Genomic DNA, 15,445 nt, shown 5'->3' on the forward strand with positions numbered 1-15,445 from the left:
AACCATGCTCGCCCTGCGCATGCCCTGGCCCCTGCCCGCACTGGCGGCGTGGGCGTGCGCGTGGCTGATCTTTGTGGCGCTGCAGCGTGCGGTTCCACCCGTGGCCGCGTTGCTGGTGGCCTGCCTGCTGGGCACGGCGGCCAGTGTGCTGGGCGACAGCTGGTGGCGGCGCGGGCTGATTGCCGCCGGGTTCCCGTTGTCGCTGGCGCTGCTGGGGGCGGCCAGCCTGCCCACGTGGGCGTGGCTGGTGCCGCTGTCGTTGTTGTTGCTGGTCTACCCGCTCAATGCCTGGCGCGATGCGCCCCTGTTTCCCACCCCCCGCCACGCGCTGCAGTCTCTGGCCGTGCAGGCACCGCTGCCTTTGGGCGCGCGCGTGCTTGATGCGGGCTGTGGCCTGGGCGATGGTCTCAAGGCCCTGCGCCATGCCTATCCCGCCGGCCAGCTGGAAGGGCTGGAGTGGAGCTGGCCGCTGCGCCTGCTGTGCGCCTTGCGTTGCCCCTGGGCGCAAGTGCGGCGTGCCGACATGTGGAAGGCCGACTGGAGCGCTTACCAGATGGTGTACCTGTTTCAGCGACCCGAGAGCATGGCCCGCGCGGCCGCCAAGGCCCAGGCCGAGCTGGCGCCCGGTGCCTGGCTGGTGAGCCTGGAATTTGCGGTTCCCGGCTGGCTGCCCAGTGCCCAGCTGCGCGCGCCCGGCGGGCGGGTGGTATGGCTGTACCGCATGCCGCGCCAGCAGCAGGGGGGATGACATGCATGCCAACCACTCCACGCGCCAGTGCCTGTGTCCATCTGTGTCGTGGGCCCCACACCGTTACAGAAAAGATACAAGCTTTTGCTACATTGCGCGGCTGGCTACAACCCCATACACAACAACCAAGAAACTCACAGCCAGAGGGGGCCGCACACAGCACGTATCCGCGCCGGGAGGGGGCGCACGGGCTGCAGGCACCCGCCTTGACCGGACTTCCATCACGCACGCCGTATTCACAGCACCCTTCCTCTGGCGGGGTTGTTGCGCGGCTGCGCGTGGTAAGCGCGGGGTGTTTCTGGTGAGCAACTGACCGATCTGCAAGGAGCATCCATGACCGCCCACCCATCCCGATTCCGTCCGCGCCTGCTGTGGGTGCTGGCGCTGAGCGCAGCCCTCACCGGCTGCGCCACCATGCAGAGCCACGACAAAACGGCGACCGACATGCAGACCGCCGGGCGCAGTGGCGGTATCCCCGCCGCGCTGGCCAGCCTGGAGAGCACGGCCAAGACCGAAGAAGAAAAAACGGCGCTTCTCTACAACATGGAACGCGGGGAACTGCTGCGCATGGACCGCCGCTACCCTGACAGCACCAACGCTTTCCTGCTGGCCGACAACAAGGTCAAGGAATGGGAAGAGACTGCCAAGACCAACCCCTCCAAGCTCATGGGCACCGTGGGCGCAGCCCTGGTGAGCGAGCGTCTGAAGGTCTATGAGGGCCAGGACTATGAAAAGGTGTGGCTGACCACCCGCCTGGCGCTCAACCGCCTGGCCGTAGGTGATTTTGAAAACGCCCGTGTGGACATCAAGCGCACGCACGAGCGTGAAGCCATCATTGCCGAGTTCCGCGCCAAGGAAACCCTGGCCGCCGAAGAAGAAGCCAAGTCCAAGGGCGCCACGTCGGGCGGCAAGGAACTCAACGGCTACCCGGTCGAAACGCTCAACGACCCCGAGGTGCTGGCCCTCAAGAACGGCTACTCCAACGCCCTGAGCCACTATCTGGCGGGTTTCCTGTACGAAATGCTCAACGAGCCTGGCCTGGCTGCGCCCGGCTACCGCAAGGCCATCGAGCTCAAGCCCGACACCCCCGTGCTCGAAGAAGGCCTGCGCGGCCTGGACACCCGCACCGGCTTCACCTGGAAGCGCCGCCAGCGCATGACCGACGTGCTCTTCATCGTCGAAGCTGGTGACGCGCCTGCGCGCAAGCCCAAGGCGTTTACATTGCCCGTGCCCACGGGTCGCGGCCTGGTCACGGCCAGCATTTCCTACCCCGTGATCGAGCCTTCTACCGATCCGCTGCTCACCACCATCTCTGCGGCCGGCACCGACCTCAAGCTGGAAAAAGTGGTGGACGTGAACGTGATGGCGCGCCGCGCGCTCAAGGACGAAATGCCCGGCATGGTGCTGCGTGGCTTCACCCGCGCTGTGGCCAAGGGCGTGCTGCAAAACGAGCTTCAAAAGCGCGGCGGCCTGATTGGCGGCATCATCGGTGCGGCGGCATCGGTGGCCACCGAGCAGGCCGACGACCGCATGTGGCGCATGCTGCCGGGCCGCGTGTACGTGGCGCGTGGCTACCTGCCACCGGGCGAGCATGTGGTGACCGTGAACGGCCGCCAGCTGCCCCAGCCCATCAAGATCGACGGCCAGTACGCCCTGGTGCCGTTGCGCATGTACGACAACAGCGTGCTGACCGGCGACGTCGCCATGCTGGGCCAGCTGCCCGCCGTGGCCGCCGCTCCGCAGCCAGCCGTGGCGCAGCCTGCCGCGCCTACGCGCACCACCACGAGCAGTACCCGCGCCCGGTCCGTCCCGCGCTCGGCGGTCAAGTCCACCTCGACGCAGCCTGCGCCTGCCGCCAAGTAAACCCTTTCACCTTTTGAAGACCTCCAAGGAGCCTCTGGCATGAGAACCCGTTTTGCCCTTGCAGCCACCGTGCTGACCCTGGCCACCGCCGCTGGCGCCCAGCAGCACGACCCCGCCACGCCCCCGGCCGTTGCCTCCAAGGTGGCGCTGCGGGGCGAGGCCAACAGCATCGCAGTGCGCGAGATGCGCATCGTTCGCCGCAACGACATCCTGGTGGTGCAGGCCGACATGTCCAACATGGGCCGCACCGACCGCACCGTGTTCTACCGCTTCAAGTGGCTGGACAGCGTGGGCAACCAGGTGGGCGATGGCGAGTCCTGGAAGCAGATGACCGTGCTGGGTCTGGGCCAGCAGACGGTCAAGAGTGTGGCGCCGACCTCTGCAGCCATCGATTTACGCCTTGAAATGAATGTGGAGCCTCGCTGAAGACATGAAGCACCCCCTGAGTCGCTTCGCGCCTTCTCCCTCTCTCACGCTGCGCGTGGGAGGGGGACGCAGCCAGCGCACGCCAGCGAGGCGCCGCATGTGCGGCGGGGCGGCCCTTGCGCGGCTGCCCGCGTATAGAACGCGCCAGTTTTCAAGCGCAGTAGGCCACGCGAAGCGCTTTCGATAAGACCGTAGGAAACCAACACCATGAACCAATATCGCATCCAGCGCACTGCGCTCATCCTGGCCTTCGCGGCCAGCACCCTGGCCCTGTCGGCCTGCCAGAATCTGTCGTCCCCCACCGTGCGTTTTGACCGCCAGGTCAATTACGGCGACGCCAAGGCGGTCGAGCTGGTAACCAACGAGTTCGGCTCCACCGATCTGCAGATGATTGCCGAGAAGATGACCGGCAGCCTGCTGGAAACCGGCATCTTCCAGGGCCGCCCCACCGTCACGCTGGCCCCGGTCAAGAACAAGACCAGCGAGTACATCGACACCAACAACGTGATGAGCTCCATCCAGACGGCCCTCACCAAGTCGGGCAAGGTGCGCTTTGTGCGCTCCATCAACCAGATGCAGCAGGGCGTGGATGAACTGCAGCGCCAGAACCAGAGCGGCCTGTACAAGCAGGGAACCACGGCCCGCGTGGGCCAGATGACCGCGGCCAAGTACCAGCTGGAAGGCGAGCTGACCAGCATCGTCAAGCAGAACAACACCACCAAGGACGTGTACTACAAGTTCACGCTATCGCTGTTCGATGTGGAAGAGGGCACCGTGGAGTGGCAGGACGAAAAGGAAATCCGCAAAACGAGTAAGAGGTGACATCCCCCTGAGGCGCTGCGCGCCTTCCCCCTTCTCTCGGCTTCGCCGGGAAGGGGGACGACGCCCTCGCTGCGGGGCGGCCCTTGCTAGGCGTCCCTCGCCTGGGGCGCGCCAGTTTTTGCCGGCATGAGCACTGCTCGCGTCGGTTGATCGATTCAAGACTTCCTTTAGCTCACAAGGAGCACACCATGCAACGCAGAATCACACTCCACACGGCCCTGGCCGTTATCGCGGCCACCACGCTGGCCTGGGGCACGGGCGCGCAGGCGCAGCAGCCCGGTGCCGCACCCAAGATCGCCGTGACCGACCTGGCCTATGCCCAGCGCGTGTCCGAATATTTTGTGGCCGGCACCTACCAGCACAGCAGCCAGATGAGCGCCCAGGGCAGCCAGGGCGGCAGCCACAGCCACGGCATGTACGGCGGCGGCGGTTCCTACTCGGGCCAGCAGTCCATGCAGGCGTCCGAGCAGGCCAGTGGCACCTATGTGGCCGGGCGCTACAGCTACATCGAGCAGCGCGAGCTCGGTGGCTACACCAACGACATCAAGGGTGCGCTGCTGCAGGGCACGTACTTCCGCCTGGTGCAGGGCAAGGGCTTTGACGCGGGCAAGCCCCAGCCGACCAAGGCCGAGCAGGTGCTCAACCAGGTGCAGGGCGGCAAGATGGCCACGCCCCAGGCGCAGCCCCAGGTCAACAACGTGATCGCCCGCATCAAGAAGGGCGAGTTTGCCGGTGCCGACTACGTGCTCTTCGGCGTGGTCTCCAGCATCGACTTCACCGATGCGCTTTCGCCCCTGCAAGGCACCACCAGTGCCACGCGCCAGTACGGCCTGCAGTTGCTGGCCGACTTCTCGCTCATCAACACCAAGACGTACGAGATCAAGGCCGCGTTCTCCGCCCAGGGCCAGGGCAACGACACCAAAATCCTGTCGATCCGTGGCGACATCGCCCCGCCCAACCGCGCCAAGGTGATCCGCGAGACCTCGCAGTCGCTGGCGCAGGACGTGTACCAGCAACTGGCCACGCAGCTGGGCTACACCGACGCGCACCTGGCCCGCGGCGTGCGACCGCCGGTGGTCTACCAGCAAGGCGGGCAGCCCATGCCGCAGCCCCAGCCGCAGCAGCCCGAGCAGGTGTTGATCCTCAAGTAAACGGTGACCCACCCGTGCCCGCAGTGACGCGCCGCACCGCCACCGCCCTGCGGGGTTCCAAGGCCAGCACCGTGCTGGCCTTTTTCATGCGGGCCTGGCACACAATGGCCCGTGTGCGCCCGCTGGCGCGGTGGTGCGCGCTGGGCCTGCTGGCCGGTTGCGCCACCGTGCCCGGTTCGCCCGAGGCTGTGCCCGGCCTGTCTGGCAGCGGGTTCACCCAGCTGGCCCTGCCGGGCGAGGGCACGGCTGTGGTGCAGGCGCTGCACCGCGTCGAGCGGGTGCCGCCTGTGCGGTACCGCGTCATCGTGGTGCCCGGTTCGGGCTGCGCCGGGATGGGCGCCTTTGCCGGGCGCTACTTTGCCGGCTTGCAGCATGCGCAGGTGCTGGTGCTGCACAAGCCCGGCGTCAGCCCACAGGCGCTTACGGCACCGGGCGACTGCTCCCGTACATTTGTGCAGCACGACCGCCTGTCCACCTGGCTGGCCCACGCGCGGGCCGCGCTGCGCGCCGACGCCCTGGAGCGCCAGGGCCAGGCACCCGTGCCGCAGCTGCTGGTGGGCATTTCCGAGGGGGCTGAGTTGCTGCCCGCCCTCGCACCCGAGGTGCCCGCTCTGGCGGGGCTGGTGCTGATTGCGTCCAGTGGTCTCGACCCGCAGGAGGCGGGCGCGCTGCAGGCGCAGCGCCTGGGCGTGCTGCCGGACTGGCAGGCCGTGGGCGATGAAGTGGCGGGGAATATGCCGGACACGGCGGTGGTGCAGGGCCGCAGCCTGGGCTACTGGCGCGACTTGTGGAGCTGGCGGCTCACCCAGCCCCTGCTGCAGGGCCCCTGGCCGGTGTTGCAGGTGTGGGGCGGCAACGATGCGCTGGTGCCCCCGGCCGCCTACGAGCGATTTGCAACGCTGGCTGCGGCGCGCAGCATGCCTTACTGTGCGCGGCGCTTTGGCGGGGCCGACCACGGCCTGCAAGGCGGCGCGACGGGTGGGGACGGCGTGCAGCGTGTGTGGGCCTGGACTGAGCAATGGGCCCGCAACCCGTCCATCGGGCTGTGCGGCCCGCTGCAATAGCCCGGCGCCAGCCGCCCCCCAGCAGTCACCGCGCTGGCGCCGGGGCCTTACGGATCAGCGACACCACCAGCGTGATCACCGTGAGCGGAATCACAAAACCCATCATCACGGCCGAATAGGTGGGCAGCGCCGCATGTTCCTGCGCCGACATGATGAGGTAGGTGACGTAGGCGGCGTAGTAGGCCAGGAACACGCCCCCTTCCCACCGGGCAATCTCGCGGCCTGAAAGAAAGATGGGCAGCGTGGCCAGCGCCACCGCCAGCATCACCCACATATCGAAGGCCATCAGCGAAGAAGGCACCACCAAACCCGAGCTGCCCGAAACCAGACCAGATAGCCCCAGGCAGCCCAGGATGTTGAAGGTATTGCTGCCAACCACATTGCCTACGGCTATGTCTCTCTCGCCCTTGATCGCTGCTGCGATCGAAGTGGCTACCTCTGGCATTGATGTGCCTGCCGCCACGATGGTCAGACCAATCACCACATCACTCACCCCCAGGGCCTTGGCAAACACCACCGACGCCGTCACCATCCAGTCCGAGCCCACCACCAGGAGCCCCAGCCCCACCACGATCAGCACCAGTTGCACCCACAGGCGCGAGTCCCAGGCGCCCGGCGCAGAGGGTTTTAATTCGGTTTCGTACTCGTTGGGTGTGGCGTGTGCGTCCTGCGCAGCGCGGGTTTCACGGCGCGACTGCATGATGAGAAACACCGTGTAGGCCACCAGCAGACTGAAGAGCAGCGCACCATCCAGCAACCCCAGGCGACCGTCCAAGCTCAGCACCAGCAGCAACAGCGACGCGCCGATGATGATGGGCACCTCTTGCCGGATGAGCTGGATATGCACCACCAGCGGCGCGATTAGCGCGCTCAGCCCCAGAATGAAGAGCACATTGAAGATGTTGCTGCCCACCACATTGCCGATAGCCAAGTTGGTTTGCCCATTGAGAACTGCCCCTACGGACACCGCCATTTCCGGGGCGCTGGTGCCAAAGGCCACGATGGTCAGACCCACCACCAGCGGCGAGATGCCAAACGACAGCGCGAGCTTGGACGCGCCCCGCACCAGCACATCGGCACCGGCCACCAGCGCGGCCAGGCCCGCTGCGAACATCAGAAAGTTGAGCATGGATGCACCTCGCGAGGACAGGATGGAAATTCAGCGGCAAAGACCCGCAGTGTGCCCGCGCGCTCGGCCGGACGGACCAACGAGCCCAGACGGACAGGGGCTTTTAAAGACACCCGTTTTTACCGGGGCCGGTACATCCTGAACAGCTGTTCCGGCCCCACCGTGAAGTAGTCCGCCGGGCCGCCACCGCGCAGGATATGGCCTGCACCCGCCGTGTGGTACACCCCGTCCTTGAGCAGCGCCCGGTCGATGTGCACGGCCACCACTTCGCCCAGCACCAGCCAGGTGTCCACCTTGGCACCGTCCACGCCCTGCAGCTGCAGGATCTGGGTGCTGCGGCATTCAAAGGTGACGGGGCTTTCGGCCACGCGCGGCGGTGCGACCAGGGTGGAGGGCAGCGGGGTGAGACCCGTCAGCGTGAACTCGCTCACCTCGGGCGGCACGGCGGCGCAGCTCTGGTTCATCACCTCTGCCAGGTCGCGCGTGGCCAGGTTCCACACGAACTCGCCGGTCTCCTGCACGTTGCGCACCGTGTCCTTGTAGCCGATGCTGGCAAAACCCACGATGGGCGGCACGTAGTTGAAGGCGTTGAAAAAACTGTAGGGCGCGAGGTTGGTGGCACCGGCTGCGTTTTGCGTGGCAATCCAGCCGATGGGGCGGGGCCCCACGATGGCGTTGAACGGGTCATGCGGCAGGCCGTGGCCCAGGCGGGGTTCGTAGCTGTGGATGCCATCGCGGCGGGGTGGGGAGGTGTTCATGGGGCGCAGGGAGTGGATGAAGTGCACGCCGCAGCGGATGTTTTTTTACCGCGCAGTCTGTGGTGCGCACCATACCGCAGGCTTCTGGCGGAGACAGCCATCCGGTTTTTGCTGTGCTGCAAAAATCATAGCTGCAAGCGCATGCTGGTAAAGCGCAAACACCCTTTTTTATTCGAACAGTTGAGACAACAACGGCGCGGCGCCCCTGGTGGTGATCATCAGGGGGAGCGGCCGGAGCACAGGGCGCCTGTGCCGCTGAGATGCCTCGGTAACAGGGCTAAACGCGTGCCCGAGAAGCGACGAGTCACCGCCCAAAAAAATGGACCTCGAGGGTCCATGGGCAGCCGGCGGTGGGCGGTCGCCGCTGGGGTGTTGGCAGTCTTATTTCTGAAACAGCACCAGCTGGGTCTCTGTCGGCGCCATGCCGCCCCTTTCGGCGGTCATCGTCACTTCGTAGCGGGTGCCCGGCAGCGGGACCTGCGAGGTGAAGCTGAAGGAGAAGTCTCCATTGCCATCGGCCTGAACGCGCTGTGACAGCAGTTCCTGATTCAGGCCAAAAACGCCGACCAGGGTGCCTACCGCATTGACCTTGGCATCGACCACCGCGCCAGGCACGGTGCGCCCACGCACGACCACCGGGCCTCTGTCTACCGTGGCGTGGTTGGCGTGGCTGGTGACCTGCAGCTGCACGGTGGCAGGCGCAGCGTTGACTTGCGAAGCGACGTTGAAGGTCCAGTTCTGGCGCATGCCGTTGCCGGCCATGTCGCGGGCAGTCACCTCCACCGGGTACCGGCCGGTGGGCAGGTCCGCGCGGTAGGTGAAAAACTGCGGCGTGATCTGCGAGGCGGTCGTGACGTCGCGTCCCGCGACCACGATGCGCACGCTTCTGGGGTCCACACCCACACCGCCGACGTCGTCAAACGTGCCGGACACCGAGGTGGCCGCGGTGCGCGGAACCGTCTCCCCATCGCGGGGCGACACATGGCGAATCACCGGCGGCTTGGCATCGGCGATCAACGGCTGGGTCAGGGTGGAGGAGACCGTGCGGTCACCGACACGCAAGGTGGCCACGGCGGGGCGCGAGGGCGCCAGGTTGTCCATGCGGCGGATGGTGTACGCACCCTCGTACACACCGGGTGATACCTCGCGCATCGGCACGTTGTCGATGACCCCGGGAATGTCGAAATCCGCCCTGCCGCCGGGCGCGCCGTTCAGCGTGAAGCGCAATTCGGCGCCGGGCTCCATCTTGTCGATGGGGGCGACCGAGAAGCGGTCTATCTTCAGGCCCGGCGGCGGTGCCACCGCCACGTTGCGGCCGCCGATGTCGGCGGGAAGCGCGTAGTTGCTGGTGATGGTGCGGTTGCGCACCTTCAGCGTGGCGCGCACGGCACTGCCTTCACGGAGCCGGTCCTGGCGGCGAAGGGTATAGCTGCCCGTGTAGACCCCCCGTTCGGTTTCCTGCAGCACGATGCTGCGCGGCACGCCGGCAAGGTTGAGTTGAACCCGGCCCCGCGGTGTGGCTTCTACCGTGAACTGCAGTTCGGCCCCGGCGCGAAGGCCGTCGTCTGACACGACCTGCAGTGACCGCAGCTCAGGCTGGGAGGGCTGCGCCATGACCGTGCCCGGAACTGCCACCAGGGCGGCAGCGGCGGGAAGAAGCAGGAATAGGGCGGCCACATGGTGGCGAATCTGTTTTGTCATGGTGTGCAACCTGGTGCTGGGGTGAAACCAGTCTGGGTGCAACAGATGTTGCCAAACGTAGGCGAGGAGGCCCAAGTGCGAAGGACAACGCGCCGATCCCCTGTCAGGCGACCCCTGTGGCCGGCAGGTGACCTACTGCACAGGGCCGGGCTGCTGCTGCCCCAGAAACCGCCCCGGCGGCTGCCCCACCGACTTGCGCACCATGGCGCTGAAGGCGCTCGCGCTGTAGCCCAGCTCGGCGGCGATCTGGCCCATGGGCATGCGCCCGGCGGCCAGTGACACGGCCTTGGCGAGGATGACCTGCTGTCGCCATTGGGTGAACGTGCTGCCCAGTTCGGACCGGAACAGGCGTGCCACGGTGCGGGGGCTGGCGCCCGTGTCGTGCGCCCAGTCGGCCAGGGTGTCGTGGCGCGTGGGGTCGGCCAGCACGGCCTCGCACAGGTGGCGCAGGCGTTTGTCCTGGGGCAGGTCCACGCCCAGCTTCACGGCGGCGGCGCGGGCGAGTTCTTCGCGCACCAGGGCGCTCAGGTGTTGCTCGCGCCGCAGTTCGGCTGCAGTGAGGGCGGGGCCGTCGTCGGGCGCGGTGGGCATTTCGCGCACCAGGGCGCGCAGCAGGTCGGATACCTCCAGCACGCGGCACTGCCGCCAGGCGCCTTCCTGCCCGTGCGGTACGCCGGGGCCGCACTGGCCGCGCGGCTGGTGAAAGTACAGCGTGCGCAGGTCGGCGTCTTCCACCATGGTCACGGCGTGCTCCACGCCGGGGGGAATCCACAGTGCACGCGAGGGCGGCACGATGTACGTGCCGTGGTTCACCGTGAGCCGGATCACGCCCGTGGTCGATATCGCCACCTGCGCCCAGGGGTGGCGGTGGGGCATCACCTGTGTGTCGGCGGCCAGCCAGCGCAGCTTGGCGCGCACCGGGCGCGCGGGGGTGGGCACAAACAGCTCGGGCGTGAGCGAGCCGACATACGACAGCCCGCGCGGGCCGCCGCGCCCGCTGGCCGGCCTCGGGCCCGGCACCACCTGAGCGGCAAAGTGTTCCACCGCCACTTCGGTGGGTGCCAAGGGGGCGGTGCGTGGTTTTGGCATGTTTGCAATAGAAATTGGCCGCCTATCGTAAACCTGCCGAGCCAGCCCTGCCTAAGATGAAGTCCATGACCGCTTCCTCCTCTGGCACCCCTGCCCAACCCGTCCCCCTGCGGCAAGACGCCCGCACCATTGGCCTCATCGGCCTGGCGCACGGCAGCTCGCATTTTTTTCACATGCTGCTGCCGCCGCTTTTTCCCTGGCTGATTGGCGAGTTCGGCTTCAGCTATTCCGAGCTGGGCCTGCTGGTGTCGGTGTTTTTCGTGATCTCGGGTGTGGGCCAGGCGCTGTCGGGCTTTCTGGTAGACCGCGTGGGTGCGCGGCCGGTGATGTTTTTTGCACTGTCGAGTTTTGCCACCGCGGGCCTGGTGGCGGGCACCGCACAGGGCTATACGGGGCTGCTGCTGGCGGCGGCGCTGGCGGGGCTGGGCAACGCGCCCTTTCACCCGGTGGACTTCACCATCCTGAACAAGCGCGTGTCGCCCCAGCGGCTGGGGCATGGGTTTTCGGTGCATGGCATCAGCGGCAACCTGGGCTGGGCCACGGCGCCGGTGTTCATGGCGGGCATTGCCACGGCCACGGGCTCGTGGCGCACGGCCTGCCTGTGCGGTGGGCTCCTGGCCCTGGTGGTGCTGGCCATCATGGTGTGGAACCGCGACGCGCTCGATGACCGCCAGGGCACATGGGCGCACCAGGCCAAGGGCGCTGCAGGCGTTGCCGCCCAGCCCGAGCACCCCATGGCCTTCCTCAAGCTGCCCTCGGTGTGGCTGTGTTTCTCGTTCTTCTTCTGGAGCACCTGCGCGCTGAGCGCCATCCAGAGCTTTGCCAGCCCGGCGCTGCAGACCATGTACGGCCTGCCGCTCAGCGTGACGGCCATGGTGGTCACCGGCTACATGCTGTTTGGTGCGGCGGGCATGTTGATTGGCGGCTTCCTCGTGGGGCGCGTGCAGCGGCTCGAGAAGATCATCTCGGTGTGCCTGCTGGGCTCTGCGGCGCTGCTGGTGGTGGTGGGCATGGGGGTTTTGCCCGGCATGGCGGCCGTGGTGGTGGCCTCCCTGGCGGGGCTGGGCACGGGCCTGGCGGGCCCCTCGCGCGACATGCTGATCAAGCGCGCCGCGCCCCCCGGCGCCACGGGGCGGGTGTATGGCACGGTGTACTCGGGGCTGGACCTGGGTTTTTGCCTGGCGGCCCCGGCCTTTGGCGCCATGCTGGACCACGGCATGACGTCCGGCATCTTCTACGGCTCGGCCGTCACGCTGGCAGTCAGCGTGGTGTCGGCGGCGCTGGTAGGGGTGGGCGTGGCTGCGCGGGCCGCGCGGCCGGTGGCATCGGCTGCGTGATGAAAATATGAATCAAAAGTGCCTCCAGCGCTTGATGGATAAGCGCGGGCAGCTATTGAATTGGTAGTACATGCCGAAGGCGCGCAGGGCAAAGCTGCCGACAGCCCCCAGCCCATGAAAAAAGGCCCCGCCAGGCGGGGCCTTTGTGTGGGCGCAGTGACGGGCGCTTAAGCGGCGATGGCCTTGAGCGCCTGGTTCAGCGTCTTGCTGGGGCGCATCACGGCGTCCAGCTTGGCCACATCGGGCAGGTAGTAGCCGCCGATATCTGCAGGCTGGCCCTGCACGGCCGCCAGTTCGGCCACGATGGTCTGCTCGTTGTCGGCCAGCTGCTTGGCCAGCGGGGCGAACAGCTTGGCCAGTTCGGCGTCGGCCGTTTGTGCGGCCAGCTCTTGCGCCCAGTACAGGGCCAGGTAGAACTGGCTGCCACGGTTGTCGAGCTGACCGGTTTTGGGCGAGGGGTTCTTGTTGTTGTCCAGCAGCTTGCCCGTGGCGGCGTCCAGCGTCTGGGCCAGGATCTTGGCCTTGCCGTTGCCGGTTTTCAGGCCCAGGTCTTCCAGCGACACGGCCAGTGCCAGGAACTCGCCCAGCGAATCCCAGCGCAGGTGGTTTTCTTCCACCAGCTGCTGCACGTGCTTGGGCGCAGAGCCGCCGGCACCGGTTTCGTACATGCCGCCACCGGCCATCAGCGGCACGATGGACAGCATCTTGGCCGAGGTGCCCAGTTCCATGATGGGGAACAGGTCGGTCAGGTAGTCGCGCAGGATGTTGCCGGTGGCGCTGATGGTATCGAGGCCACGGATCACGCGCTCCAGCGTGTAGCGCATCGCACGCACCTGGCTCATGATCTGGATGTCCAGGCCGGTCGTGTTGTGCTCGTGCAGGTACATCTTGACCTTGGTGATCAGCTGCGCTTCGTGCGGGCGGTACGAGTCGAGCCAGAACACCACGGGCATGCCGGAGTTGCGGGCGCGGTTCACGGCCAGTTTCACCCAGTCGCGGATGGCGGCGTCCTTGACCTGGCACATGCGCCAGATGTCGCCGGCTTCCACGTTCTGGCTCAGCAGCACTTCGCCCGTGGCCAGATCGGTGATGTTGGCCACGCCGTCTTCGGCGATCTCGAACGTCTTGTCGTGGCTGCCGTATTCCTCGGCCTGCTGCGCCATCAGGCCCACGTTGGGCACCGTGCCCATGGTCTTGGGGTCGAACGCGCCGTGCCACTTGCAGAAGTTGATGATCTCCTGGTAGATGCGGGCGAAGGTCGATTCGGGCATCACGGCCTTCACGTCCTTCAGGCGGCCGTTGGCGTCCCACATCTTGCCGCCGTTCCTGATCATGGCGGGCATGGAGGCGTCCACGATGATGTCGTTGGGCGAGTGGAAGTTGGTGATGCCCTTGGCGGAATCGACCATGGCCAGCTCGGGGCGGCCTTCGTGGCAGGCGTGCAGATCGCGCTTGATCTCATCGCGCTGGCTTTGCGGCAGGGTTTCGATCTTGCTGTACAGATCGACCATGCCGTTGTTCACGTTCACACCCAGTTCCTCAAAGGTCTTGGCGTGCTTCTCGAAAGCGTCCTTGTAGAAGATCTTCACGCAGTGGCCGAACACGATGGGGTGCGAGACCTTCATCATCGTGGCCTTCACGTGCAGCGAGAACATCACGCCGGTCTTGCGCGCGTCTTCAATCTCTTTCTCGTAGAAGGCCAGCAGCGCCTTCTTGCTCATGAACATGCTGTCGATCACTTCGCGGTCGAGCAGGCTGACCTTGGGCTTGAGGATGATGGTCTTGCCGCTCTTGGTGATCAGCTCCATCTTCACGTCGCGGGCGCGGTCCAGCGTCATGGACTTTTCGCCATGGTAGAAGTCGCCGGCGTGCATGTGCGAGACGTGCGAACGCGAGGCCTGGCTCCACTCGGCCATGCTGTGCGGGTTCTTGCGCGCGTATTCCTTCACGGCCTTGGGCGCGCGGCGGTCGGAGTTGCCTTCGCGCAGCACGGGGTTCACGGCCGAGCCAGTGCACTTGCTGTAGCGGGCCTTGAGTTCCTTTTCCTTGTCGTCCTTGGGCTGGTCGGGGTAGTCGGGCAGGGCATAGCCCTTGGCCTGCAGCTCGGCAATGGCCGCCTTGAGCTGCGCGACGGACGCGGAAATGTTGGGCAGCTTGATGATGTTGGCATCGGGCTGCAGCGTCTTCTTGCCCAGCTCGGCCAGGTTGTTGGGCACGCGCTGTTCTTCGGTCAGGTAGTCAGGGAACTCACCCAGGATGCGTGCCGCCACCGAGATGTCGCTCTCCAGCACGTTGATGCCTGCCGGCGCCGCAAAGGTGCGAACGATGGGCAGAAAGGAAGCCGTGGCCAGACGGGGTGCCTCGTCGGTCAGGGTGTAGATGATGGAAGGTTGCTGGGTCGTCATGGCTTGTCTCACGAAACAGAGTAGGTAGGTGCCCCCGGCTGCGTCGCAGCGGGGCCAAACGCGGATGCTCTCTGATTCTCCTTGCTCGGGGCTGTCACCGCCCGCTGTTTTTGCAATCGAATCTCACAATGCAAAATTATCATAAGCCCGGGGCACTTTTTTTCACCAAATAGGTGGTAATCACCCTGCGGCGCTCTGCAGTTTGACCGCGTTGGCGGCAGCGCGCCACCCCCTGTACACCCTATGAAAGGCCCCCTGGAACAGCCACCACGCGGCCAGGCAGGACGGCAAACTGCGCCCAGTGCGCGGGCAGGGCTTCGGGCGCCGTTCCGGTGAAAGCCCCGAAGGCGGGCAGGATCAACTGTCCATCGCCCCACCCAAAGCACGGCGCCCGCAGCGCATCCCGCGCCGGGCCGCGCAGCCGCAGCGTGGGGTGCAGGTGCCCGGCAATCACCGTGTGGCCCGCAACGGCCTGCGGGTGGTGGCAGGCCAGCACCGGCACATCGGCGCGAGGCAACCAGAGCTCGTTGACCAGCGCCAGAGCCAGCGTGGCCGGTGGGTCGCCCGCATGCAGGTCGTGGTTGCCGCGCACCAGGGTCATCGCCACACGGGCATGGCGCTGGCGCCAGGGCAGCAACTGCTGCCACAGCGAATCGGCCGCGCCGCTGCGTGCGTGCAGAAAGTCGCCCAGAAACACCAGGTGGTCGGCGCCGGTGGCAGCGAGCACCGCATCCAGCCGCGCCAGGTTGTCGGCCGTGGTGCCATGCGGCACCGGCTGGCCCGCGCGGCGGAAGGTGGCTGCCTTGCCGAAATGCACATCCGCCACCAGCACCATGCGGGCAGCGGGCCACCACAGGGCGCGCTGGGGCAGCAGCTGCAGCGCGGTGCCGCAGGGCAGGGTGATGGCGTGCGCACCGATGGTGTGCGTGGGGGTGGCCAGCGAGGTCATGGT

Annotated in this window: 13 protein-coding genes; 7 read left to right on the forward strand and 6 right to left on the reverse strand. The window is 66.6% G+C overall.

Features of this window, described 5'->3' with window-relative positions; genetic code table 11:
* Positions 1-4 precede the first annotated feature (4 nt).
* The 6 genes from AAFF19_RS01560 (at position 5) to AAFF19_RS01585 (ending at position 6,074) form a co-directional block, all read left to right on the forward strand.
* Positions 5-748, forward strand: coding sequence for a class I SAM-dependent methyltransferase (locus AAFF19_RS01560; RefSeq protein WP_182119357.1), 744 nt, complete (start codon positions 5-7; stop codon positions 746-748).
* A gap of 333 nt (positions 749-1,081) precedes the next feature.
* A complete protein-coding gene (locus AAFF19_RS01565; RefSeq protein WP_182119356.1) occupies positions 1,082-2,611 on the forward strand; it encodes a hypothetical protein in 1,530 nt (509 codons plus the stop codon).
* A 39-nt stretch (positions 2,612-2,650) separates the two neighbouring features.
* Positions 2,651-3,037 (forward strand): YcfL family protein, encoded by a 387-nt coding sequence (locus tag AAFF19_RS01570; RefSeq protein WP_008904643.1) that lies wholly within the window; start codon positions 2,651-2,653, stop codon positions 3,035-3,037.
* Between the two features lie 207 nt (positions 3,038-3,244).
* Positions 3,245-3,859: a penicillin-binding protein activator LpoB gene (gene lpoB, locus AAFF19_RS01575; protein ID WP_342721146.1), complete on the forward strand. Its 615-nt coding sequence runs from the start codon at positions 3,245-3,247 to the stop codon at positions 3,857-3,859.
* 188 nt (positions 3,860-4,047) lie between these two features.
* On the forward strand, positions 4,048-5,010 hold the full coding sequence (locus AAFF19_RS01580) for a hypothetical protein (RefSeq protein ID WP_008904641.1): 963 nt from the start codon (positions 4,048-4,050) through the stop codon (positions 5,008-5,010).
* Between the two features lie 23 nt (positions 5,011-5,033).
* Positions 5,034-6,074: an alpha/beta hydrolase gene (locus tag AAFF19_RS01585; protein ID WP_237707236.1), complete on the forward strand. Its 1,041-nt coding sequence runs from the start codon at positions 5,034-5,036 to the stop codon at positions 6,072-6,074.
* A 25-nt stretch (positions 6,075-6,099) separates the two neighbouring features.
* On the opposite strand, the gene AAFF19_RS01590 is transcribed toward AAFF19_RS01585, so the two are convergent.
* From AAFF19_RS01590 to AAFF19_RS01605, 4 genes are all read right to left on the reverse strand, one after another.
* Positions 6,100-7,203 (reverse strand): calcium/sodium antiporter, encoded by a 1,104-nt coding sequence (locus tag AAFF19_RS01590; RefSeq protein WP_008904639.1) that lies wholly within the window; start codon positions 7,201-7,203, stop codon positions 6,100-6,102.
* Positions 7,204-7,322: 119 nt separating this feature from the next.
* Positions 7,323-7,961 carry a flavin reductase family protein gene (locus tag AAFF19_RS01595; RefSeq protein WP_034693892.1) on the reverse strand — a complete coding sequence of 213 codons (639 nt, stop codon included), beginning with the start codon at positions 7,959-7,961 and terminating at the stop codon, positions 7,323-7,325.
* Positions 7,962-8,342: 381 nt separating this feature from the next.
* The gene (locus AAFF19_RS01600; protein ID WP_008904637.1) at positions 8,343-9,662 is read right to left on the reverse strand and encodes a hypothetical protein; all 1,320 of its coding nucleotides are present in this window, start codon (positions 9,660-9,662) and stop codon (positions 8,343-8,345) included.
* Between the two features lie 132 nt (positions 9,663-9,794).
* On the reverse strand, positions 9,795-10,751 hold the full coding sequence (locus AAFF19_RS01605; protein ID WP_182119355.1) for a helix-turn-helix transcriptional regulator: 957 nt from the start codon (positions 10,749-10,751) through the stop codon (positions 9,795-9,797).
* A 65-nt stretch (positions 10,752-10,816) separates the two neighbouring features.
* Between AAFF19_RS01605 and AAFF19_RS01610 the strand changes: the two genes are divergently transcribed.
* Positions 10,817-12,088 (forward strand): MFS transporter, encoded by a 1,272-nt coding sequence (locus tag AAFF19_RS01610; protein ID WP_182119354.1) that lies wholly within the window; start codon positions 10,817-10,819, stop codon positions 12,086-12,088.
* 167 nt (positions 12,089-12,255) lie between these two features.
* On the opposite strand, the gene AAFF19_RS01615 is transcribed toward AAFF19_RS01610, so the two are convergent.
* Positions 12,256-14,493 (reverse strand): NADP-dependent isocitrate dehydrogenase, encoded by a 2,238-nt coding sequence (locus AAFF19_RS01615; protein WP_182119353.1) that lies wholly within the window; start codon positions 14,491-14,493, stop codon positions 12,256-12,258.
* 241 nt (positions 14,494-14,734) lie between these two features.
* Positions 14,735-15,442 (reverse strand): ligase-associated DNA damage response endonuclease PdeM, encoded by a 708-nt coding sequence (gene pdeM / locus AAFF19_RS01620; protein ID WP_182119352.1) that lies wholly within the window; start codon positions 15,440-15,442, stop codon positions 14,735-14,737.
* Positions 15,443-15,445: the final 3 nt, after the last annotated feature.

Origin of the sequence: Acidovorax sp. FHTAMBA (assembly GCF_038958875.1) — a bacterium.
Lineage (GTDB): Bacteria > Pseudomonadota > Gammaproteobacteria > Burkholderiales > Burkholderiaceae_C > Acidovorax.

What these genes read in the sequence shown, in the direction of transcription:
- AAFF19_RS01560 (WP_182119357.1), top strand. Translation starts at nt 5, where the DNA reads ATGCTCGCCCTGCGCATGCCCTGGCCCCTGCCCGCACTGGCGGCGTGG.
- AAFF19_RS01565 (WP_182119356.1), top strand. Translation starts at nt 1,082, where the DNA reads ATGACCGCCCACCCATCCCGATTCCGTCCGCGCCTGCTGTGGGTGCTG.
- AAFF19_RS01570 (WP_008904643.1), top strand. Translation starts at nt 2,651, where the DNA reads ATGAGAACCCGTTTTGCCCTTGCAGCCACCGTGCTGACCCTGGCCACC.
- lpoB (WP_342721146.1), top strand. Translation starts at nt 3,245, where the DNA reads ATGAACCAATATCGCATCCAGCGCACTGCGCTCATCCTGGCCTTCGCG.
- AAFF19_RS01580 (WP_008904641.1), top strand. Translation starts at nt 4,048, where the DNA reads ATGCAACGCAGAATCACACTCCACACGGCCCTGGCCGTTATCGCGGCC.
- AAFF19_RS01590 (WP_008904639.1), bottom strand. Translation starts at nt 7,203, where the DNA reads ATGCTCAACTTTCTGATGTTCGCAGCGGGCCTGGCCGCGCTGGTGGCC.
- AAFF19_RS01595 (WP_034693892.1), bottom strand. Translation starts at nt 7,961, where the DNA reads ATGAACACCTCCCCACCCCGCCGCGATGGCATCCACAGCTACGAACCC.
- AAFF19_RS01600 (WP_008904637.1), bottom strand. Translation starts at nt 9,662, where the DNA reads ATGACAAAACAGATTCGCCACCATGTGGCCGCCCTATTCCTGCTTCTT.
- AAFF19_RS01605 (WP_182119355.1), bottom strand. Translation starts at nt 10,751, where the DNA reads ATGCCAAAACCACGCACCGCCCCCTTGGCACCCACCGAAGTGGCGGTG.
- AAFF19_RS01610 (WP_182119354.1), top strand. Translation starts at nt 10,817, where the DNA reads ATGACCGCTTCCTCCTCTGGCACCCCTGCCCAACCCGTCCCCCTGCGG.
- AAFF19_RS01615 (WP_182119353.1), bottom strand. Translation starts at nt 14,493, where the DNA reads ATGACGACCCAGCAACCTTCCATCATCTACACCCTGACCGACGAGGCA.
- pdeM (WP_182119352.1), bottom strand. Translation starts at nt 15,442, where the DNA reads ATGACCTCGCTGGCCACCCCCACGCACACCATCGGTGCGCACGCCATC.